The 21,502-nt window shown below is 60.2% G+C and carries 20 protein-coding genes and 1 riboswitch; of the genes, 5 read left to right on the forward strand and 15 right to left on the reverse strand.

The features are described from left to right. Positions 1-150: 150 nt before the first annotated feature. Entirely contained in the window at positions 151-870 is a 720-nt protein-coding gene (locus tag ATI02_RS17970) for a 16S rRNA (uracil(1498)-N(3))-methyltransferase (protein WP_100846957.1), read from the reverse strand. A gap of 142 nt (positions 871-1,012) precedes the next feature. Beyond that, positions 1,013-2,419, reverse strand: coding sequence for an adenosylmethionine--8-amino-7-oxononanoate transaminase (locus tag ATI02_RS17975; protein WP_095187019.1), 1,407 nt, complete (start codon positions 2,417-2,419; stop codon positions 1,013-1,015). Between the two features lie 222 nt (positions 2,420-2,641). Here ATI02_RS17975 and ATI02_RS17980 point away from each other — a divergent pair, with 222 nt between their 5' ends. The 3 genes from ATI02_RS17980 to ATI02_RS17990 all read left to right on the forward strand — a co-directional run bounded on the left by ATI02_RS17980 (position 2,642) and on the right by ATI02_RS17990 (position 5,918). After that, a complete protein-coding gene (locus tag ATI02_RS17980) occupies positions 2,642-4,417 on the forward strand; it encodes a flavin monoamine oxidase family protein (protein WP_100846958.1) in 1,776 nt (591 codons plus the stop codon). A gap of 339 nt (positions 4,418-4,756) precedes the next feature. Next, entirely contained in the window at positions 4,757-5,308 is a 552-nt protein-coding gene (locus ATI02_RS17985; protein WP_100846959.1) for a cytochrome b, read from the forward strand. 31 nt (positions 5,309-5,339) lie between these two features. Beyond that, positions 5,340-5,918: a YceI family protein gene (locus ATI02_RS17990; RefSeq protein ID WP_095187022.1), complete on the forward strand. Its 579-nt coding sequence runs from the start codon at positions 5,340-5,342 to the stop codon at positions 5,916-5,918. 257 nt (positions 5,919-6,175) lie between these two features. On the opposite strand, the gene rhlE2 is transcribed toward ATI02_RS17990, so the two are convergent. The 4 genes from rhlE2 to ahcY form a co-directional block, all read right to left on the reverse strand. Further along, positions 6,176-8,062: an RNA helicase RhlE2 gene (gene rhlE2 / locus ATI02_RS18000; RefSeq protein WP_095187023.1), complete on the reverse strand. Its 1,887-nt coding sequence runs from the start codon at positions 8,060-8,062 to the stop codon at positions 6,176-6,178. Between the two features lie 222 nt (positions 8,063-8,284). Next, positions 8,285-9,097 (reverse strand): substrate-binding periplasmic protein, encoded by an 813-nt coding sequence (locus tag ATI02_RS18005; protein WP_095187024.1) that lies wholly within the window; start codon positions 9,095-9,097, stop codon positions 8,285-8,287. Between the two features lie 193 nt (positions 9,098-9,290). Next, the gene (gene metF, locus ATI02_RS18010; RefSeq protein WP_095187140.1) at positions 9,291-10,136 is read right to left on the reverse strand and encodes a methylenetetrahydrofolate reductase [NAD(P)H]; all 846 of its coding nucleotides are present in this window, start codon (positions 10,134-10,136) and stop codon (positions 9,291-9,293) included. A 170-nt stretch (positions 10,137-10,306) separates the two neighbouring features. Further along, the gene (gene ahcY, locus ATI02_RS18015) at positions 10,307-11,716 is read right to left on the reverse strand and encodes an adenosylhomocysteinase (protein ID WP_007913721.1); all 1,410 of its coding nucleotides are present in this window, start codon (positions 11,714-11,716) and stop codon (positions 10,307-10,309) included. A gap of 23 nt (positions 11,717-11,739) precedes the next feature. After that, positions 11,740-11,838, reverse strand: a riboswitch (S-adenosyl-L-homocysteine riboswitch). Between the two features lie 198 nt (positions 11,839-12,036). Between ahcY and ATI02_RS18020 the strand changes: the two genes are divergently transcribed. Then, a complete protein-coding gene (locus ATI02_RS18020) occupies positions 12,037-12,444 on the forward strand; it encodes an acyl-CoA thioesterase (protein WP_095187025.1) in 408 nt (135 codons plus the stop codon). Between the two features lie 176 nt (positions 12,445-12,620). After that, a complete protein-coding gene (locus ATI02_RS18025) occupies positions 12,621-13,508 on the forward strand; it encodes a formate/nitrite transporter family protein (RefSeq protein WP_100846960.1) in 888 nt (295 codons plus the stop codon). Here the strand turns inward: ATI02_RS18025 and ATI02_RS18030 are convergent, their stop codons facing one another. From ATI02_RS18030 to sctN, 9 genes are all read right to left on the reverse strand, one after another. Beyond that, entirely contained in the window at positions 13,509-14,774 is a 1,266-nt protein-coding gene (locus ATI02_RS18030; protein WP_100846961.1) for a cation:proton antiporter, read from the reverse strand. It abuts the gene before it with no gap. 174 nt (positions 14,775-14,948) lie between these two features. Further along, positions 14,949-16,007 (reverse strand): type III secretion system export apparatus subunit SctU, encoded by a 1,059-nt coding sequence (gene sctU / locus ATI02_RS18035; RefSeq protein ID WP_095187028.1) that lies wholly within the window; start codon positions 16,005-16,007, stop codon positions 14,949-14,951. Continuing rightward, positions 16,004-16,792, reverse strand: coding sequence for a type III secretion system export apparatus subunit SctT (gene sctT, locus ATI02_RS18040; RefSeq protein ID WP_095187029.1), 789 nt, complete (start codon positions 16,790-16,792; stop codon positions 16,004-16,006). Before sctT ends, sctU begins: the two co-directional genes overlap by 4 nt. Beyond that, on the reverse strand, positions 16,789-17,055 hold the full coding sequence (sctS, locus tag ATI02_RS18045; protein WP_095187030.1) for a type III secretion system export apparatus subunit SctS: 267 nt from the start codon (positions 17,053-17,055) through the stop codon (positions 16,789-16,791). The genes sctT and sctS overlap by 4 nt, the downstream gene beginning before the upstream one ends. 2 nt (positions 17,056-17,057) lie before the next feature. Continuing rightward, positions 17,058-17,711 carry a type III secretion system export apparatus subunit SctR gene (sctR, locus tag ATI02_RS18050; protein ID WP_095187031.1) on the reverse strand — a complete coding sequence of 218 codons (654 nt, stop codon included), beginning with the start codon at positions 17,709-17,711 and terminating at the stop codon, positions 17,058-17,060. Beyond that, a complete protein-coding gene (gene sctQ, locus ATI02_RS18055) occupies positions 17,708-18,640 on the reverse strand; it encodes a type III secretion system cytoplasmic ring protein SctQ (RefSeq protein WP_095187032.1) in 933 nt (310 codons plus the stop codon). Before sctQ ends, sctR begins: the two co-directional genes overlap by 4 nt. Next, the gene (locus tag ATI02_RS32395) at positions 18,637-19,236 is read right to left on the reverse strand and encodes a type III secretion system needle length determinant (RefSeq protein WP_170947192.1); all 600 of its coding nucleotides are present in this window, start codon (positions 19,234-19,236) and stop codon (positions 18,637-18,639) included. The genes sctQ and ATI02_RS32395 overlap by 4 nt, the downstream gene beginning before the upstream one ends. Positions 19,237-19,640: 404 nt before the next feature. Continuing rightward, complete coding sequence (gene sctO / locus ATI02_RS18065; RefSeq protein ID WP_100846963.1) at positions 19,641-20,108, reverse strand: type III secretion system stalk subunit SctO; 468 nt, start codon at positions 20,106-20,108, stop codon at positions 19,641-19,643. After that, the gene (gene sctN / locus ATI02_RS18070; protein ID WP_095187035.1) at positions 20,105-21,427 is read right to left on the reverse strand and encodes a type III secretion system ATPase SctN; all 1,323 of its coding nucleotides are present in this window, start codon (positions 21,425-21,427) and stop codon (positions 20,105-20,107) included. The genes sctO and sctN overlap by 4 nt, the downstream gene beginning before the upstream one ends. Positions 21,428-21,502 lie beyond the last annotated feature (75 nt).

Genomic DNA, 21,502 nt, shown 5'->3' on the forward strand with positions numbered 1-21,502 from the left:
GCTCCCGAAGGCGCCAGGTCAGCCAACATCATTGTTGAATGACATACCGCATTCGGGAGCAAGCCCCCTCCCACAGTGTATTTCCAGTGAACACAAATTCTTTGTACACCCAAGATCTACTGTGGGAGCGGGCTTGCTCGCGAAGAGGCCCTAGAAATCACCCCACAATTGTTGAGCCACCGCCAACGCCACAACCGGCGCCGTCTCGGTGCGCAACACTCGCGGGCCGAGGCGCGCAGCGTGGAAACCATTGCCTTTGGCCTGCTCGACCTCGGCGTCGGACAAGCCACCCTCCGGCCCGATCAGAAACGCCAGCGTCGAAGGTTTCGCATGACTCACCAGCGGCTCGGCCACCGGATGCAGCACCAGCTTCAGATCCGCTTCAGTCTGCTTGATCCAGTCGGCTAACAGCACTGGCGGATGAATCACCGGCACCCGCGAACGACCGCATTGCTCGCACGCACTGATCGCCACTTGGCGCCAGTGCAGGAGGCGTTTGTCGGCGCGTTCGTCCTTCAGGCGTACTTCGCAGCGCTCGCTGAAAATCGGGGTGATCTCAGTGACGCCCAGTTCGGTGGCTTTCTGAATCGCCCAGTCCATTCGCTCGCCACGGGACAGGCCCTGGCCGAGATGAATCTGCAACGGCGATTCAACCTGGCCGGGCAACTGCTCGTCGATCTGCACGACAACGCGTTTCTTGCCGACTTCCACCAGCGATCCGCGAAACTCATGGCCGGAGCCGTCGAACATCTGCACCGCATCGCCCTCGGCCATGCGCAGCACGCGACTGATGTAATGCGCCTGGGCTTCCGGCAATTCGTGTTCGCCAGTGCTCAGCGGGGCGTCGATAAAGAAGCGGGACAGTCTCATTTCGGGTCTCTGAAAAGATGTGAATCAGTTGAATCGGTGTCGGTTTCATTCGCGAGCAGGCTCGCTCCCACAGGGGAATGCATTCCAGGGTGGGAGCGAGCCTGCTCGCGAAAGCGGCAGTTCAGGCACCACAAATTTTGAATCAGCCCGGATCGCGGAAACCGGGGTGGAAATCCTTCGGCACGGCCACGCTGACACTGTCACGGGTGGCAATGTCGATGCCTTCGCTGGCCACTTCGGCAAGGAAGTCGATCTGCTCCGGGGTGATCACGTACGGCGGCAGGAAATACACCACGCTGCCCAGCGGCCGCAGCAACGCGCCACGCTCCAGCGCATGCTGGAACACCTTCAAACCGCGCCGTTCCTGCCAAGGGTAGGCCTCTTTGCTGGCTTTATCCTTGACCATCTCGATGGCCAGGACCATGCCAGTCTGACGCACTTCAGAGACGTTCGGATGATCAACCAGATGCGCCGTGGCCGAGGCCATGCGTTGGGCGAGGGCCTTGTTGTTCTCGATCACGTTGTCCTGTTCGAAGATATCCAGCGTCGCCAGCGCCGCCGCACAGGCCAGCGGGTTGCCGGTGTAGCTGTGCGAATGCAGGAAGGCGCGCAGGGTTGGGTAGTCGTCGTAGAACGCGCTGTAGACCTCGTCGGTGGTCAGGCACGCGGCCAGCGGCAGATAGCCGCCGGTCAGGGCTTTGGACAGGCAGAGGAAGTCTGGGCGGATGCCGGCCTGTTCACAGGCGAACATCGTCCCGGTACGGCCGAAGCCGACGGCGATTTCGTCAAGGATCAGGTGTACGCCGTAACGGTCACAGGCCTCACGCAGCAGCTTGAGATACACCGGGTGATACATGCGCATGCCGCCCGCGCCCTGAATCAACGGCTCGACGATCACCGCTGCAACGCTGTCATGGTGCTCGGCCAGCGTCTGTTCCATGGCCGCAAACATGTTGCGCGAATGTTCTTCCCAGCTCATGCCTTGCGGACGCCCGTAGCAATCCGGGCTCGGCACCTTGATGGTGTCCATCAACAGGGCTTTGTAGGTTTCGGTGAACAGCGGCACGTCGCCAACCGCCATCGCTGCCATGGTTTCGCCGTGGTAGCTGTTGGTCAGGGTGACGAAGCGTTTCTTGGCAGGCGTGCCGCGATTGAGCCAATAGTGGAAGCTCATTTTCAGCGCGACTTCGATGCAGGACGAACCGTTATCGGCGTAGAACACCCGGTTCAGGCCTTCCGGCGTCATTTTCACCAGACGCTCGGACAGCTCGATCACCGGTTGATGGCTGAAACCGGCGAGAATCACGTGTTCCAGTTGATCGACCTGATCCTTGATGCGCTGGTTGATCCGCGGGTTGGCGTGGCCGAACACGTTGACCCACCAGGAGCTGACGGCATCGAGGTAGCGTTTGCCTTCGAAGTCTTCGAGCCAGACGCCTTCACCGCGTTTGATCGGGATCAGCGGCAGCTGTTCGTGGTCTTTCATCTGGGTGCAGGGATGCCACAACACCGCGAGATCGCGTTGCATCCACTGGTTATTCAGGCCCATTTACAGTCTCCTCGAGGCGGCTCGCGTCAGGCGCGGGCAAACAATCGCGCAAGCCTATGCAATGCATCGCACGGGGACAACCCATTGTGTCAATTGAGCTACTTTGTATGAGCCGATAGACGTCGCTGGCGGCGTTTTGATGGCTAACGTATTCTTCGCGGTTCTTTGGGTCGTCTGACCCGCAAAACTGCTTTTTCCTACGTGTTTTCCGGAGTTCGCTGAATGTCTGTCGGTTGGCTGCGCGCCTGTGCGCTGGTGATGTTGGGGCTGTTCAGCGTTAACGCGCTGGCCAAGGATAAAACCGCAATCGTGATCGGCGGCGGCCTGTCGGGTCTGACCGCCGCTTACGAGCTGCAAAACAAAGGCTGGCAGGTGACCCTGCTGGAAGCCAAGCCAGGCATGGGCGGTCGCTCGGGCATGGCCACCAGCGAGTGGATCGGCAACGACAAGACGCAGCCGGTGCTGAACAAGTACGTCTCGACGTTCAAGCTGGGCACCACGCCGGCCCCGGAATTCGTGCGTACCCCGGGTTATCTGATCGACGGCGAATATTTTTCCGCCGCTGATCTGGCGACCAAGCAACCGGCTACCGCCGAGGCCTTGAAGCGTTACCAGAAAACCCTCGACGACCTGGCGCGCTCGATTGACGATCCGCAAAACCCGGCGGCGACCAACACCCTGCACGCACTGGACCAGATCAACGTGTCGAGCTGGCTCGACAAGCAGAACCTGCCGGCCACCGCGCGTCAGTTGATCAACCAGGACATCCGTACCCACTACGACGAGCCTTCGCGTCTGTCGCTGCTGTATTTCGCCCAGCAGAACCGCGTGTATCGCGGCGTCTCCGACCGTGACCTGCGCGCCTCGCGTCTGGTCGGCGGCAGCCAGGTGCTGGCGCAGGCCTTCGTCAAACAGATCAAGACCATCAAGACCAACTCGCCGGTTTCCGCTATCAGCCAGGACAAGGACGGCGTGACCGTCAAGGTCGGCAGTGTCGGTTATCAGGCCGATTACGTGGTGTTGGCCGTACCGCTGCGTGCGCTGAGCAAGATTCAGCTGACGCCGGCGCTGGATGCCCAGCATATGGCAGCGATCAAGGGCACCAACTACGGCTGGCGCGACCAGATCATGCTGAAGTTCAAGACGCCGGTTTGGGAAAGCAAGGCGCGCATGTCCGGCGAAATCTACAGCAACGCAGGTCTGGGCATGTTGTGGATCGAGCCGGCGCTGAAGGGCGGCGCCAACGTGGTGATCAACCTGTCCGGCGACAACTCCCGCGTGATGCAGGCGTTCGGCGACAAGCAGATGGTCGATCAGGTGCTGATCCGTCTGCACGCGTTTTATCCACAGGCCCGTGGCTCGTTCACCGGTTATGAAATCCGTCGCTACAGCACCGACCCGTCGATGGGCGGCGCTTACCTGGCCTACGGCCCGGGCCAGATCAGCAAGTTCTGGCGTATCTGGGAACGCCCGCTGCAACGCGTAGCGTTCGCCGGCGAACACACCGACACCTTGTACCCTGGCACCCTGGAAGGCGCCTTGCGCACCGGTCAGCGTGCAGCCAGCCAGGTTGAAGATCTGGCGGCAGGCAAATCGTTCGAACCGGCCAAAGTGGTGCCGGCCGCAGCAGCGGCAGGCGCGGCAGGTGCCGTGGCGGCGAAGAAGGGCAACTTCTTCAGCAATCTGTTTGGCGGTTCGGATGATGAGAAGAAGCCAGAGCCTGTGAAGGCGCCTGAGCCGGCTCCAGCGCCAGTAGCGCCTGCGCCAACCCCGGCACCTGCGCCAGCTCCGGTGGAAGCACCGAAGCCAGCGGCCCCGGTGAAAGCCGAGCCTGCGAAAAAAGCGGCGGCCAAGCCGGCAGCGAAGAAGCCTGCGGCCAAAACCGAAGCGAAAAAGCCAGCGGCGAAACCGGCGGCGAAAAAGGCTGAACCGGCGAAGAAGTCGGCGGCCAAGCCTGCAGCCAAGCCTGCGGCAACGACCGAGACCAAGGCGCAGTAAAGCCTTGCGGTGAATGAAGAAGCGCGGCGCTTATGCCGCGCTTTTTTTTGCCTGAGCGACCGCTTTCGCGAGCAAGCCCGCTCCCACATTTGACCGTATTTCTTCAGTTGGAATGCGATCACCTGTGGGCGCGGGCTTGCTCGCGAAGGGGCCGGCGCAGGCAACCCGATTCCATTGCCTTGTAATAACATCCCGCCACACTTTCGCCTTTAATCTTTCCTTAACACGCCACTTTCAGACTCTTGATCGTATTTCTCGATATTTCAAAGCGAAATTTTCCGCTTTAATTCGATAGATAACTCGCTAGTCTTGGTTCGCAGTTCTCACAGGATTTGGGCAATGCAGCTACGTAACTCTTCTTCGCGCTATGGTTGGGTCAGCATCTTCATGCACTGGGGTGTGGCGCTGGCGGTCTTCGGACTGTTTGCTCTCGGCCTGTGGATGGTAGCTCTGGATTACTACAGCACCTGGCGCAAAGACGCGCCGGATCTGCACAAGAGCATCGGTCTGGTACTGCTGGGTGTGATGGTGTTGCGGGTGCTGTGGCGCTTTCTCAGCCCACCGCCGCCGACGCTGCAAAGCTACAGCCGCATGACCCGAATTGGCGCCAAATTCGGCCATGGGTTTCTGTATTTCGCGCTGTTTGCTGTGATGCTTGCCGGTTACCTGATTTCCACCGCAGACGGTGTCGGGATCCCGGTGTTTGGCCTGTTTGAAGTTCCTGCACTGGTTTCCGGGCTACCGGATCAGGCAGATACCGCTGGGGTGATTCATCTCTGGCTGGCATGGGCACTGGTAATTTTTTCCGGTCTCCATGCGTTGGCAGCATTGAAGCACCACTTTATCGATCGTGATGCGACTCTGACGCGAATGCTCGGTCGCAAAGCCTGAAATTCAACCTCGACTCAAAGGAAAAGAAAGCATGTTGAAAAAGACTCTGGCCGCTCTGGCAATCGGTTCTGCACTGCTCTCGGCTGGTCAGGCCATGGCTGCGGACTACAAAATCGACAAGGAAGGCCAGCACGCCTTCGTTGACTGGAAAATCAGCCACCTGGGTTACAGCTTCATCCACGGTACGTTCAAAGATTTCGACGGTACTTTCTCCTGGGATTCGGCCAAGCCTGAAGCCAGCAAGATTTCCGTTGACGTGAAAACCGCCAGCCTGTGGTCGAACCACGCCGAGCGTGACAAGCACATCGCCAGCAAAGATTTCCTGGATGTGGGCAAATTCGCTGACGCCAAGTTCGTCTCCACCGCCGTCAAATCGACCGGTGACAAGACCGCTGACGTGACCGGTGATCTGACCCTGCATGGTGTGACCAAGCCTGTGACCTTCAAGGCCACGTTCAACGGCGAAGGCAAGGATCCATGGGGCGGCGAGCGCGCTGGCTTCAACGCCAAAACCACCCTCAACCTGAACGATTTCGGGATCAAGGGCCCAGGTCCTTCCTCGCAAACCGCGGATCTGGACATCTCGCTGGAAGGCGTGAAAGTTAAATAACTTTCCCCCGCCACACAAAAACGCCCCCGGTCGAAAGGCCGGGGGCGTTTTTTATTGCCTGCGACACACACATCCCCTGTGGGAGCGAGCCTGCTCGCGAAGGCGGCGGGTCAGTCAGCAATGATGTTGGCTGAATGACCGCTTTCGCGAGCAGGCTCGCTCCCACAGGGGAAATACGGTGATTCAGGGGTATTTGTGGCGCCATAAAAAATGCCCCGGCTCTTGCGAGGCGGGGCATTTTTTATGGCGGCGTTAACTCAGCGATTGCGGGTGAGCAATGCCGGTTTTTCACCGCGCGGGCGGGTTGGCAGTTGATCGAGCTGCTCAGGTGTCGGGAAGCGGTCGGCTTTCGATTCCTTGTGCATGATCTTTGGGCCGTTGCTGCGCGGGTTCTGCACTGCTGGCTCGCTACGTGGCTGATCGTCACGGGCCGGGCGGCGGTTGCGCGAGGACGAGGATGAGTCGTCGCGACGACCCGACTGACCATCACGCGGTGCGCCGTTGCGCGGGCCGCTGCGTTTGGCTGGCGGGGTGCCAGTGCTCGAACCGTTGCTGTTGCGCGGGCCGTTTTGGCGACCTTGCGACTGACCGCCGCGTGGTGCGCCGGTGCCAGCGCCTGCGCCCTGAGCCGGTGCGCCTGGACGACGGCCGCGGCCGCCGGCTGGAGCAGGCTTGGGCACGTAGTCAACGCGGTTACCGAAGTTATCGATATCGTCGTCGAGGAACTCGTCCGGAGCGCGATCAGCCGCAGCGCGTGGCGGCTGCGATGGCTGACGCTGTTCGCGGGCCGGAGTACCTTCGCGCGGCTTCTGTTGACGGGCAGGACGCTCGCCACGTTCACCGGCCGGTTTTTCCTTGCCCTTGTCCTTGCCTTTGTCTTTACGACCGCCGCCACCGCCGCCGCCATTCGGGCCGTCACCGCGTGGGCCACGGGAATTGCGTGGGTTACGCACGTCCGGACGCTCGCGCACTTCAGGCTTCTCGGCCTCGATGGTGCTGGAGTCGAAACCCATCAGGTCGCCGTCGGCGATCTTCTGCTTGGTCATGCGCTCGATGCTTTTCAGCAGCTTTTCTTCGTCCGGTGCGACCAGCGAGATCGCTTCGCCCGAGCGACCGGCACGGCCAGTACGGCCGATACGGTGCACGTAGTCTTCATCGACGTTTGGCAGTTCGAAGTTGACCACGTGTGGCAACTGGTCGATGTCCAGACCACGCGCGGCGATGTCGGTAGCCACCAGAATGCGCACTTCGCCAGCCTTGAAGTCGGCCAGGGCTTTGGTGCGAGCGTTCTGGCTCTTGTTGCCGTGAATCGCGACAGCCGGCAGACCGTGCTTGTCGAGGTACTCGGCCAGACGGTTGGCGCCGTGCTTGGTACGGGTGAACACCAGCACCTGTTCCCACGCGCCCGCGGTGATCAGGTGAGCCAGCAGCGCACGCTTGTGGCTGGCCGGCAGACGGAATACGCGCTGTTCGATGCGCTCGACCGTGGTATTCGGCGGCGTGACTTCGATGCGTTCCGGGTTGTGCAGCAGCTTGCCGGCAAGGTCGGTGATGTCTTTGGAGAACGTCGCCGAGAACAGCAGGTTCTGGCGCTTGGACGGCAGGCGTGCGAGGACTTTCTTCACGTCGTGCACGAAGCCCATGTCGAGCATGCGGTCAGCTTCGTCGAGCACGAGGATTTCAACGTGGGACAGATCGACGCTGCCCTGGCCGCACAGGTCGAGCAAACGACCCGGGCAGGCGACGAGGACGTCGACGCCACGGGACATGGCCTGAACCTGCGGGTTCATGCCGACGCCGCCGAAGATGCAGGCGCTGACGAATTTCAGGTCACGGGCGTAGATCTTGAAGCTCTCGTGAACCTGGGCCGCGAGTTCGCGGGTCGGGGTCAGGACCAGTACGCGCGGTTGGCGCGGGCCATGACGCTGGGATTTGTCCGGGTGACCGTTGGGGAACAACCGCTCCAGAATCGGAAGGGCGAAACCGCCGGTTTTACCAGTACCTGTCTGAGCCGCAACCATCAGGTCGCGACCTTGCAACACGGCGGGAATAGCCCGCTGTTGCACCGGAGTAGGCTCGGTATAGCCCGCATCTTCGATGGCGCGGACTAAAGCCTCGGAGAGACCGAGGGAAGCAAAGGACATGAGTAATCCTGTTTTAGTTAGGGCTTGGCCCAATGGGAGTCTTGCCTGGCGCGAATGGCGTTTAAGAGGACGCAATCCCGTCCGGTCCTGCTGCGGTTCCGAAGGCACGTCTGGAGTGCTCGCGCGGGCTGCAAAGCTGCGCTGTAGCGGGTCGAGAGGCCTGTTACGGTTCCGGGCGTCCGGGCGTGAGCCTGGCGGGAACGCCGGAGTATAACAGAGCAATCACCGCGCGCTGCTTTCCTGCTGCTCAACGGTTTTGCTGTTGGCCGAGACATTGCCCAGCGGCGCGGCCCCGACAGGCGCTGCGCCATAGCGAGCACTCAATTCGGCGTAGGCCGGTTCGCGCTTGAAACGCTTGAGTTCGGCACCGAAGCGTTGCACCAGCAAATCCATGCCGGCATTGCGCCGAACCGCAAGAAACTGGCTCTGGCGGCTAATGACTGTAGGGTTTTCGCTGATCTGATCGCGAATATTCAACTGATCGAGCAAATGCTGACCGACGCGGCGATCAGTGATGAGCAAGTCGATACGGCCGCGTAGCAGTTTGCCGAAGTTGGCTTCGTGGGTCGGTGCCGGTTCACGGGTAAACAGCGTCGATTCGCTGAAGTCGGGGCTGTACAGATAGCCCGGCGAAGTGCCAATGGTCAGGCCTTTGAGTTCTTCGAGTTTGCTGAAAGGGTGTGGCCGGTCGTTGGCATAGAACATCACGAACTCGACATCCGACAGCGGTTCGCTGGGGTAAAGCAGGGTGGCGTCGCGCTCGTCGCTGTGAAAGATGTCCAGCGCGCCGTCAGCCTGGCCGGTTTCCAGCATCGACAGACAGCGTTTCCACGGCAGAAATTGCCATTCGACTTCTATGCCCAGGCGCTTGAACACGATTGCGGTGGTTTCGTAGTCCAGGCCGAGGCTCTTGCCGTTCTCCTCGTAGACGTAAGGCGCCCACGGTTCGGTGACGATACGCAACTTCTCGCCTCGAGCGGCGAAGCTCAGGCAAGCAAAAACCAGCACGGCGAATAACTGCGTGATCAAGGGCATGGCTTGAGATTACGACGAGAAACGCGAAAGAGCCAGAAAGTGCCTGCACAAGCTCTGTCTCGGGCCTTTAAAAGCAAAAGATCGCAGCCTTCGGCAGCTCCTGCAGGGTGAACTAAATCCCAATGTAGGAGCTGCCGAAGGCTGCGATCTTTTGATCTGGCTTGTAGCTTTCAGCTTGAAGCTTGTAGCTGCTTCAGCGCGGCAACTTCAGGTTATTCCAGATCGCCAGGCTAGGTTCGGCCTGGTTCATGGAATAGAAGTGCAGCCCTGGTGCGCCGCCTTGTAGCAGGCGTTCGCACATCTCGCTGACGACTTGCTCGCCAAAGCGCTGAATGCTTTGCGTGTCATCGCCGTAGGCTTCCAGTTGCTTGCGGATCCAGCGCGGAATTTCCGCACCGCAGGCATCGGAGAAACGCGCGAGTTTGCTGTAGTTGGTGATCGGCATGATCCCCGGCACGATCGGCAGATCCACACCCTGCGCCTGCAAACGGTCGACGAAGTAGAAGTAGCTGTCGGCGTTGAAGAAGTACTGAGTGATCGCACTGTCGGCGCCGGAGCGGGCCTTGCGCACGAAGTTGGCGAGATCGTCTTCGTAATTGCGTGCTTGCGGATGCATCTCCGGGTAAGCAGCAACTTCGATGTGGAAATGATCGCCGGTTTCTTCGCGAATGAATTCAACCAGTTCATTGGCGTGACGCAGCTCACCACTGGTCATGCCCATGCCGGAAGGCAGGTCGCCACGCAGGGCAACGATGCGCTTGATGCCGGCAGCCTTGTACTCGTTCAGCAGGCCGCGCAGGTCGTCCTTGCTGTCGCCGACGCACGACAGGTGCGGTGCGGCCGGTACTTTGACTTCGCTTTCCAGTTGCAGAACGGTGTTGAGGGTGCGATCACGGGTCGAACCACCAGCGCCATAGGTGCAGGAGAAGAAATCGGGATTGTACGTTGCCAACTGACGGGCAACGTTGAGCAGCTTTTCATGCCCAGCATCGGTCTTGGTCGGGAAGAACTCGAAGCTGTAGCGACGGTCTTGGGACATGGTCATACCCTTGGAAACAAGAACCTTCGAGGCGCTGCAATCCCTTGTGGGAGCGAGCCTGCTCGCGAAAGCGCTGGGTCAGACAACGCGGATACTGAATGATAAACCGCCTTCGTCGGATCGCCGCCCGGAGCAGGCTCGCTCCCACAGGGAGAGCGAGCAAGCGCCTGTTAGTAGCGGTAAGCGTGCGGCTTGAACGGCCCTTCGACGGTCACGCCGATGTAGTCAGCCTGTTGCTTGGTCAGTTGAGTGACCACGCCGCCGAAGCCGCGAACCATTTCCAGGGCCACTTCTTCGTCGAGTTTCTTCGGCAGTACTTCAACGGTCAGGCGCTCGGCTTTCTGGGCTGGCGACAGGTCGGCGTACTTCTGGCCGAACAGGAAGATCTGTGCCAGAACCTGGTTGGCGAACGAACCGTCCATGATGCGGCTTGGGTGGCCAGTGGCGTTACCCAGGTTAACCAGACGGCCTTCGGCCAGCAGGATCAGGTAGTCGTCGTTCTGAGCGTCGAACGCGCCCGGGCCGGTACGGTGGATCTTGTGTACCTGTGGCTTCACTTCTTCCCATGCCCAGTTCTTGCGCATGAAAGCGGTGTCGATTTCGTTGTCAAAGTGACCGATGTTGCAGACAACAGCGCGCTTTTTCAGGGCTTTGAGCATGTTCGCGTCGCAAACATTGACGTTACCGGTGGTGGTCACGATCAGGTCGATCTTGCCCAGCAGCGCTTTGTCGATGCTTGCTTCGGTGCCGTTGTTGATACCGTCGATGAACGGCGAAACCAGTTCGAAACCGTCCATGCAGGCTTGCATGGCGCAGATCGGGTCAACTTCGGAAACCTTGACGATCATGCCTTCCTGACGAAGGGACTGAGCCGAGCCCTTGCCCACATCACCGTAGCCGATGACCAGCGCTTGCTTGCCGGACAGCAGGTGGTCGGTACCGCGCTTGATCGCATCGTTCAGGCTGTGACGGCAGCCGTACTTGTTGTCGTTCTTGGACTTGGTCACCGAGTCGTTGACGTTGATGGCCGGGATTTTCAGCTCGCCCTTGGCCAGCATGTCCAGCAGGCGGTGTACGCCGGTGGTGGTTTCTTCGGTCACGCCGTGAACGCGATCCAGTACTTGTGGGTACTTGTCGTGCAGCAGCTGAGTCAGGTCGCCGCCGTCGTCGAGGATCATGTTGGCGTCCCATGGCTGGCCATCTTTGAGGATGGTCTGCTCCAGGCACCACTCGTACTCTTCTTCAGTCTCGCCTTTCCAGGCGAAAACCGGGATACCGGCAGCAGCGATAGCGGCAGCGGCCTGATCCTGAGTCGAGAAAATGTTGCAGGACGACCAGCGCACTTCGGCACCCAGGGCAACCAGGGTTTCGATCAGCACGGCAGTCTGAATGGTCATGTGGATGCAGCCGAGGATCTTGGCGCCTTTCAACGGCTGTTCGCCGGAGTACTTGCGACGCAGACCCATCAGGGCCGGCATTTCCGATTCGGCGATGATGGTTTCGCGACGGCCCCAGGCAGCCAGGGACATGTCGGCAACTTTGTAATCGTTAAAATCTGCAGGCGTGATAACAGCGCTCATGAAGAGCCTCCATTCGTAATGTATGCGAATGGGCGCCGTTGTGCGTTTAGTGTCCGGCCTGAGCCAGTCAACGCCCCATCCGAGCCTGACAGGTTGAACCTGCTGCAGCGCCCCTCGGACAGGTGGCGGGAAAACGGTATCAATTGAAGATGACCGTTTTGAAACGGGGGCGATTATAGCCGTCTAAACTGATCTTCCAAAGGGTTTCTGTCGGCCAAATGAAGATCGCTAATGGCGACCATAGTAGAAGCCGCATGGAGCATGACCGCTCAGTCTGCCAAGATAGCGTCCATCATTGGGCAAGACACTCAGGAGTGAAGATGAATTTCCACACCCGCAAATGGGTAAAACCCGAAGACCTGAACCCCAACGGCACCCTGTTCGGCGGCAGCCTGCTGCGCTGGATCGACGAAGAAGCGGCGATCTACGCCATCGTCCAGTTGGGCAATCAGCGCGTGGTGACCAAGTACATCTCCGAAATCAACTTCGTCAGCGCCTCGCGCCAGGGCGACATCATCGAACTGGGTATCACCGCCACCGAGTTTGGCCGCACCTCGATCACCCTGACCTGTGAAGTGCGCAACAAGATCACCCGCAAGAGCATTCTCACCGTCGAAAAAATGGTTTTCGTCAACCTCGGCGAAGACGGCTTGCCGGCCCCGCACGGGCGCACCGAGATCAGGTATGTCAAAGACCAGTTCAAGGAAGATGAATCGCTCACTAACTGATATCGGCGTTGGCCTCTTCGCGAGCAGGCTCGCTCCCACATTTGGAATGCGTTCCCCTGTGGGAGCGGGCTTGCTCGCGAATGCGGTTGTGCAGCCACCGAATCTTTATCTGGCCACTGAACAGTCGTGAGCCGCGGGAGTCGTAGGTAAACACCACCCCCACCGGTTCCCACGCCATGACCACCCCGACAGACGGCAAGACCCCCGACCTCTCGACCGAAGAAAAACACGAAGTCGAGAAAAGCCAGCCGCCCCGCGCGGCGGTGCTGCATGAAATCATCCGCACCCAAGGCGATCAGGAACTGGAGCGCAGCATTGCTGCGCTGTGGTGGTCGGCACTGGCAGCCGGGTTGACCATGGGCTTGTCGCTGATGGGCATGGGGCTGCTCACTTCGCGGTTGCCCGACGGCGACGAATTCAAGGTGATTGCCAGTTTCGGCTACTGCGCAGGCTTTCTCGCGGTGATTCTCGCCCGCCAGCAACTGTTCACCGAAAACACCCTGACTGCCGTGCTGCCAGTGATGACCAAACCGACCCTGCTCAATGTCGGCCGGCTTGTTCGCCTTTGGACCGTGGTGCTGTTTGGCAATCTGTGCGGCACGATTCTGGTGGCGTACGTGATGCTGGAATTGCCGATCTTCGACACCAAGACGGATCACGCCTTCCTCGAAATCGGCCGCAAAGTCATGGAAAACCACGCCAGCCAGATGTTCGCCAAGGGCATCGTGTCCGGCTGGATGATCGCCACCATGGTCTGGATGATCCCGTCCATGGAAAGCGCGAAGATGTGGATCATCATCCTCATCACGTACCTGATGGCGCTCGGCGATTTCACCCATATCGTGGTGGGTTCGGCGGAGGTGTCTTATCTGGTGTTTGCCGGCGAGTTGCCGTGGAGTGATTTCTGGATGGTATTTGCCGGGCCGACATTGGCGGGGAATATCATCGGCGGCAGTTTCATCTTCGCCTTGATCAGCCATGCGCAGATTCGCAGCGAAAGCGGCAAACCGAAGGAGTCTGCGGATCAGGCGCAAGAGCCCGATCCGCAGCAGATCAAAAAATGATCAGTGGTGCGCGGGTTCACTGACCGTCGCGGGCTCGTTGCGAGTCGCGTGCTTGACCAGCTTGCCGATGGTCAGGCCCTGCAACAGGATCGACGACAGCACCACGATGTAAGTGATGCTCAGCAGCAGATCGCGTTCCGGGCCCAGTGGCAGGGCCAGCGCCAGTGCCACCGAGACGCCACCGCGCAAACCGCCCCAGGTCAGAATCCGGATGGTGCCGCTCGGCACCGTACGCCAGCGACGCAGCAGGACGATGGCCGGCGCCACGGTGAGCAGGCGCGAGAGCAGGATTGCCACCGCCAGCAAACTGGCCGCCGCGACGTGCAGCCAATTGAACGGCAGTAGCAACAGTTCCATGCCGATCAACGCAAACAGCAGCGCATTGAGCATGTCATCGAGCAGTTCCCAGAAGCCGTCGAGGTATTTGCGCGTCATGTCGTTCATCGCCAGGTTGCGCCCCAGGTTGCCGATGATCAGGCCGGCAACCACCATCGCAATCGGCGCCGAAACGTGCAGCTCGGAAGCCATTGCCGAACCGCCGATCACCAGCGCCAGGGTCAGCATCACTTCGATCTGGTGCTGCTCGATGCTCTTGATCATCAGGTACACCAGATAGCCGATCAGACCACCGAACAGCACACCGCCGATGGCCTCGTGAGCGAACAGCATGGCCGTGGCGCCGACGGTGGGTGTTTCGCCGAGTTGGGCAATGCCCAGCAACACGGTAAACACCACAACCGCGGTGCCATCGTTGAACAGCGACTCGCCAACGATGGTGGTTTTCAGCGGCTTCGAGGCGTTGGCGGTCCGCAGCACGCCGAGCACCGCGATCGGGTCGGTCGGCGAGATCAGTGCGCCGAACAACAGGCAGTAGAGGAAACTCACGTGCCAGCCGAACAGGGCAAAAATGTAGTAGGCCAGGCTGCCGATCACCGCAGTGGCAATCAATACACCGAAGGTCGCCAGCAGGCCGATGGGCCAGCGATAGCTGCGCAGGTCGTTCAGGTTGACGTGCAAGGCGCCTGCGAACAGCAGGAACGAGAGCATCCAGTTCATCAGCAGATCACCGAAGTCGATCTGGCCGATCAGTTGCTGCACGCGTTCTTCGAGGCCGGGGTAGCCGAGCAGGCTCAAGCCTTGCAGCAGTAGCGAAAACAGCAGCGCGGTGACCATCACGCCGATGGTCGGCGGCAGGCCAATGAAGCGAAAATTGACGAAGGTGAGGAGGGTGGTGAGGCAGATGAATGCGGCGACAAGTTCAAGCATCCGGGGTCCTTTGGATGGGAGCGTGAGAAGTTTGCCCGCAATGGCGGGCACAGCTTTGATGCGTGGTTTTACGCGGGAGATACATCCTGCGAGGCGTTAACGCCGGTCTGCGTTGACCGCAGGATCGGCGTGCCGTTTCCGCCTGCCGTAAAAAAAACGGGTGGCGCAGGCGTGTTACAGCTCCGATGGCGGTGTCTGTTGTTGACTGTCGAGCCAGCGCAATACTTCGGCTGTGGTCTGAATCAGCTCGGCCGGGATGTATTGGTCAACATGGCCATCCTGGTACAACGCTCGGGCCAACGGCACGCGGTGCAACACCGGAATGCCTTCTTCCTCGGCAATTCGCCGCACTTGCAGGGCCAGTGCTTCGGTGTGTTTCAAGGTGACGACCGGCAGCGGTGTCTCGCCCTTCACGTAGCGGATACCAACTGCAATGTGGGTGGGGTTGGCGACGATCACCGAAGAACGTTTGACGTCGGCGCGCAGGTTGCTCGACTGCAACTCCTGGTGAAACTGACGCCGTTTGCTTTTGATTTCCGGGCTGCCTTCCATTTCTTTGTATTCGCGTTTGACCTCATCCTTGCTCATGCGCAATTGCTTGGTGTGCTGGTAACGCTCGAAGGCATAGTCGAGCGCCGAGATCACGATGAAGCCCACGCCGCAGACCACCAGCAAGTCTTCAAGCAGCAGACCGATCACGGGTGCAATGCAGGTCAGGCCGCAGCCGGGCAGGCGGACCAGGGTATCGAGGTTGTCGGCCAGAATCGTCCAGACCAATATCGACAGTAACGCCACTTTGAACAGCGACTTGAGAAAATCCACCAGGCTGCGGATCGAGAAGATCTTCTTGGCGCCTTCCACCGGGTTGATCTTCTGCAAATCGGGCATGATCGATTCGCCACTGAGCAGGAAGCCGTACTGCGCCACATGCGCGGCGATTACCACCACTGCCGCGACGACCAACAGTGGCAGGCAGAGGTAGATCATCTCCTGGAACAGGTTTTCCACCATCAACTTCAAGGCCAGTCCAAAAGGTAGATTCAGGTACGTCTCGGGCATCAGCATCAGTTGCCCGAGGTGCTCCATGTAGTATTCGGAAAAGCCGATAAGTGTGGCGATCAATGCAAGGATCAGCGCGGTGGACACCACTTCCCGACTCTTGACGACCTGGCCTTTGGTTCGTGCATCGCGAAGTTTCTTCGGCGTGGGCTGTTCGGTTTTTTCAGCGCTCATGGCGTCTCCAGTACCGGGCGCAGTTGGCGCAGTGGGTCGATGGCGATCAGCAGGCTGTCGTAGGCGTGATCCATCAATACGTTCAGGTAAATCACCAACAGCAGACTGGCGACGATGCTTTTGATCGGCATGGCGAGGATGAACACGTTCAACGACGGCGCGAAGCGGCTGATCAGGGCCAGGCCGAATTCAGCGAGGAACATGGCGATCAGCAGGGGCGCTGCGAGCAACAGACACAGGCGTAACAGTTGCCCGAACTGAGCGTAGAAAAAGTCCACCCACTGACTACCGATGTACGGGAAGAAGGTTGCCACCGGCCAACTGACATAGCTCTGGTACAGCGCGCCGATCAAGGTCAGGAACGCACCACCGGTGAAAAACAGCGTGATCAGGGTTTGTGTCAGCAACAGGCCGGTGGGGCTGGTCTGGCTGCCCAGTGTCGGGTTGAGCGTCGAGGCAATGGAGGCGCCGCGTTGGTTATCAATGATGAAACCGGTGGCCTCGATGGCCCAGAACGGGATCGTCGCGACGAAGCCGATCAGCAGGCCAAGCAACACTTCTTTGCCGATCAGCATGGCCAGATCGATACCGTCGAGCGTCATCGGCAACGTACCGGCGACGGTCGGGTAGGCAAACAGCGCCAACGAACAGGCGACGCCATTACGCACCAGGCCGCCACCGAGCATCTGCTTGCTGAGAATCGGCATGACCACAAAACAGCTGATGATTCTGGGCAGCAGCAGGGTGTAGGCCAGCAGCAGTTGTTGCAGATCCTGAATGCTCATCGCACGAGGGGGATCTTGAGCAACGTCAGTTCGGCAAAGGCATACAGTTCATTGCCCATCCAGCCGGCCGTGACAAACAGGGTGATCACCACGGCAATCAGTTTGGCGACAAAGCCCAGGGTTTGTTCCTGGATCTGCGTCAGCGCCTGCACCAGCGACACCAGCGTGCCGACGGCAGCGGCCATGAGCACGGTGGGCATCGACAGAATCAGCACCAGCCACAGGCTCTGGCTGGTGAAGTGAAGGATTTCGGCGTTGTTCACCCTCAGCCCCCGTAACTGATCACGAGACCGTGGGTCAGCCGCGCCCAGCCGTCCAGCAGGACGAACAGCAGCAACTTGAACGGCAAGGAAATGGTCATCGGCGAAACCATCATCATCCCCATCGCCAGCAGGATGTTGGAGATGATCAGGTCGATTGCAATGAACGGCAGGTAAATCAGAAAGCCGATTTCGAAGGCGCGGCTCAGTTCGCTGACGGTGAATGCCGGCAGCAGGATCAGCAGACTGTCGGGTTCCAGGCGGTCCGCGTACTCGCTGGGCCAGACCTGGCGGGTGCCGTCGACGAAAAAGGCGTGTTCACGGGCATTAATCTGCTTCTTCAAAAAGGCCCGATACGGCTCCATGCCTTCGTCCAGAAATTGTTCCACCGATGCGGTATTGCTGAGGCTGACGTCATGCGTGCGCAAGTAGTCGCGGGTGGCGAAACCGATGGGGGCCATCACGTACAGACTCAAGATGATTGCCAAGCCATACATGGCCATATTTGGCGGAATCTGCTGCACGCCCAAGGCGTTGCGCAGCAATGAGAAGACCACGGTCATCTTGATGAATGAGGTGGCCATGACCGCAATGAACGGCAGCAATGCCAGCAGCGCCAATCCGAAAATCAGGCTGAGCTCGTCAGGCAGTTGAATCATGCGGGCTGATCCTGCAACAGGCGGGTGATGCGCACACCGAGACGATCCTGAATATTCACCAGCTCACCCACGCCCAGGCAGCGCTGGTTGACGAGGATTCGCACCTCGCCGTCGAGCGGTGCGGCCAGGTCGATCAACGAACCTGGTTGCAGGGTGGCGAGGGTCTGCAGGTCGAGGGTCTGACGGCCCACTTCGAAGCTGACCTGGACCGGGAGTTGATCCAGGCTGGCCAGATCCTGTGGGGTTTCGACGGGCGCTTCGGTGTGCATGGCGAGCAGTTCCAGTTGAGAATCGTGGTGGCGAAATCGTGCCCATGGGCGGTCTTCGACGACGCCGAGTAAGGGGCTGGCGGCGTCGTGGCGCGCTGGCAGCAACAGGAGATCACCGGTGGCCAGTGAATGCAGTTGCGCCGGGAGGAGGCAAACCGGGCCCCATTGCAGCGAGAGTCGCAAGGCAATTGCCGTCAGCTCTGCCAATGGGCGCGCGGGCATGCACGCAAGCAACGCGTCGGGGGCACCCTCAAGCCAGATCACCAGACGCTGCGCGCCACGTGACAGCGTCAACGCCAGCGTCGGTGTGTTCGTGCCGGATTCGGGTCGACACGGTTCGATGCTTTTCCAGATGAGCCCCGGCAGCACCGCACTTTCCAGCTCCAGCAATGCTAATTGCAGCGGCGGTGGCAGGCTGCTGAACGCGGCTTCCTGCAAGTGGGGTTCAAGCCATCCGGCCAGGCTTGCACTGTGACAGCGCCAGCTCAGGGCCAGACCTTGCCAGTGAACATTGAGCCGCACATCCAGCGCGTCGGGCTGCGGCAGGAACGTCAGCCGGGCTTCGCCGTCCGCGAGCGGGTAGCGCGTGCGACAACGACTGACTTTCTGTTGCAAGGCCAGTGCGCAAGCTTCAACGCGCGGCAGTTTCAGGCTGCTCATGTGTCTGGCTCCCACTCGTCCTGCACATGCCGACGCTGGCGCGAGCCCTGATCGCTGCCCTGTTGATGCTGGTTGAAGGTCAGCTGGATCGGTTGTCCGGGGTTGAGCCGTTGCAGGCGCTCCATCAGATCGCCACGGGCGAGTTGAAGTTGCAGCAAGCTGCCGGGGCTGGCCTGGATTTCAACGTGCAGGTGCCCATGCGAATGGGCGAGCTGGACATCGATCTGTCCCAGTTGCGCCAGGTTCACCTGCAATAACGTGGTGCTGCCATCGCGGGTCACGCCGGCATGGATGTGCAGTTGCAGGGTCTGCATCAGTTTGTCGAGGTCTTTGCCCAGTGCAGGCGGCTCGGCGCCTTGGAGCAAGCGAGCCAGCAGCTTGTCACCCGGTGTCTGAGTCGTCACGGCAACAGGTGCCGGCTCTTCGATCAGTGTATTCAGGGGGGGCTGTTGCTCTTGCTCGCCAGAAGAATTGTGCTGGTCAGAGGCCGTTTCTGCGACGACCCCGAGTGCAGGGCCACCGAGCGGAACGGGCAGACCCGGTTCGGGGTTCTTCGCGGTCACCGGGGTGTTTTCGCGCGGGCCTGTGGCAGGCACGGGACGTTCGCTCGCAAGCGCGGGTTGCTGATGCGCGCCTGTGGGCGATGGCGTGGGTTCTGCTCCAGGCTCCGGTTGCGCGCCGGCTCCGTCCTTTTCAGCGCGCTCATCCGGCGTGCCTGGATCTGACTCAGGGCCGGTGAGCGATTTTCGTCTGTGGTTTGCGGTCTCTGTGACGTGCCGGGAACCATCTTCCGGAACGCGCGATGCATTCGCAGGCGTTTTGCCCGGTTCACGACTATCGGACTTGCGCAAAGCTTCGGCCCGACGTTTCTCGTTCGCGTCAGGTTTATGGTTGAGTGCCCGTTCGAATTCAGCCTGACGGCTCTGGTCGGCTGCAACCCGTGCCGGTGCCGGTGTGCGCGTAAAGACATCCTGTGGGAAGTCCGGTGGAGAAGTTCTGCTCATGAAACGGCCTCGACACGACGGAACTCTTCGAGCTCCTGTTCTTCTTTGAACTCAAGCAACAGCCGTTCCTCGGCGAGGGCATGGCGGGTCAATTCGGTGAATTTTTCCACCTGCTGCTGAGCTTCCTGCAAGCGACGTCGGCTCAGGCGCAGGCGTTCGCGTTCCTGGCTCAGATTTTCTGCGTGCTCGGCAATGCGCTGTTCCAGTGTTGCTTCCTTTTCTCGCAGCAGGGCAACCTGTTGCTGCCATTGTTCAAGCGCCTTGCGGTTCATGAGCTTGGCCTTGCAGCGTTCGAACAATTGGTGCTCTTGCGCCTGGCGCCACTCTCGGTATTGCTGGTGTTCGGCGATTGCGGACTGATGGCTACGGTGTGCCTCGGCGACCTGCCGCTCCTGGCGTTGCAGCGCCTGTTCCGCGCGCTCGACGCGCAAGCTCTTGATGCGCAGCAGGGTGGGTAATGTCATCGGGTCAGACTCGCAAGTTGTTCAAGACAGTGCGGCAAATCACTGGGCTCGTGGGTGCCCTGACGTAACCAGGCCCGGATACCGTCCATTTTTTCGATGGCCCGATCAGCCACAGGGTCCTGGCCTTTCTGGTACTCGCCAATCTTGATCAGCAACTCGACCTCTTCGTAGCGGGCCAGCCATTCGCGCAACTGGTTGGCGCCTTTACGGTGTTCAGCGGTCACGATCTGGTTCATCACCCGGCTGACCGAACGCAGTACATCAATGGCCGGGTAGTGGTTGGACGCGGCCAGCTTGCGCGAGAGGATGATGTGCCCGTCGAGAATCGAGCGGGTCTCGTCCGCCACGGGTTCGGTCATGTCGTCGCCTTCGACCAGCACGGTATACAGCGCGGTAATCGAACCTTTGTCCGACTGGCCGGCGCGCTCCATCAATCGCGGCAAGGCGGCGAATACCGAGGGCGGATAGCCGCGCCGGGTCGGTGGTTCGCCCGCAGCCAGGCCGATCTCGCGCTGGGCTCTGGCAAATCGGGTGACCGAATCCATCAGCAGCAGCACGCGTTTACCCTGATCGCGGAAATACTCGGCAATCGTGGTGGCGACAAACCCCGCCTTGGCCCGCTCCATTGCTGGACGGTCCGAGGTGGCAACCACCAGCACCGAGCGTTTGAGCCCTTGCTCACCGAGGTCGGACTCGATGAATTCGCGTACTTCCCGGCCTCGCTCACCGACCAGCGCGAGGACGATGACGTCGACGTCAGCGCTGCGCATCAAAGTGGCCAGCAGCGTGCTTTTACCCCCACCGGCCGCCGCGAAAATGCCCATGCGCTGACCTTCACCGCACGTCAGCAGGCCGTCGATGGTGCGCACGCCAAGGGAAATCGGCCGCTCGATCAGCTTGCGGCTCATGGGGTCCGGCGCGTCGCGGTAAACCGGGTACCAGGCTGCGGGCTCAGCGAGGCTGCTGCCGTTGAGCGGCTGGCCGAGGCCGTCGAGTACCTGGCCCAGCAGGTGATCGCCAACACCAACCTGATGCATGGTGCCGGTTGGGCTGACTTCAGTGTTCGAGGAAATGCCGAGCATTTCACCCAGCGGAGTCAAGAGCGCTTGATGCTGCTGAAAGCCGATGACTTCGGCCATCAGCGACAGCGACTGATCCGGGTTGCGCAATTGGCATAGTTCGCCCACGCGCACACCCGGGACCACCGCTTTGAGCAGTGTGCCGGTGACCTGGGTGACCCGGCCGCGAATTTGAATCAGCCGACCTTTATCGATGGCCTGCTGCATCTGGCCGGTGATGTGTTCGAGTGAGAGGTGCATGGTCGGCTTGGGAGTGGGACTGGCCGCCACTATAAATAAAGGCTCGCTGCGGTAATTTCAGTGCCGGTCGCAAGT

The organism is Pseudomonas baetica, from assembly GCF_002813455.1.
Lineage (GTDB): Bacteria > Pseudomonadota > Gammaproteobacteria > Pseudomonadales > Pseudomonadaceae > Aquipseudomonas > Aquipseudomonas baetica.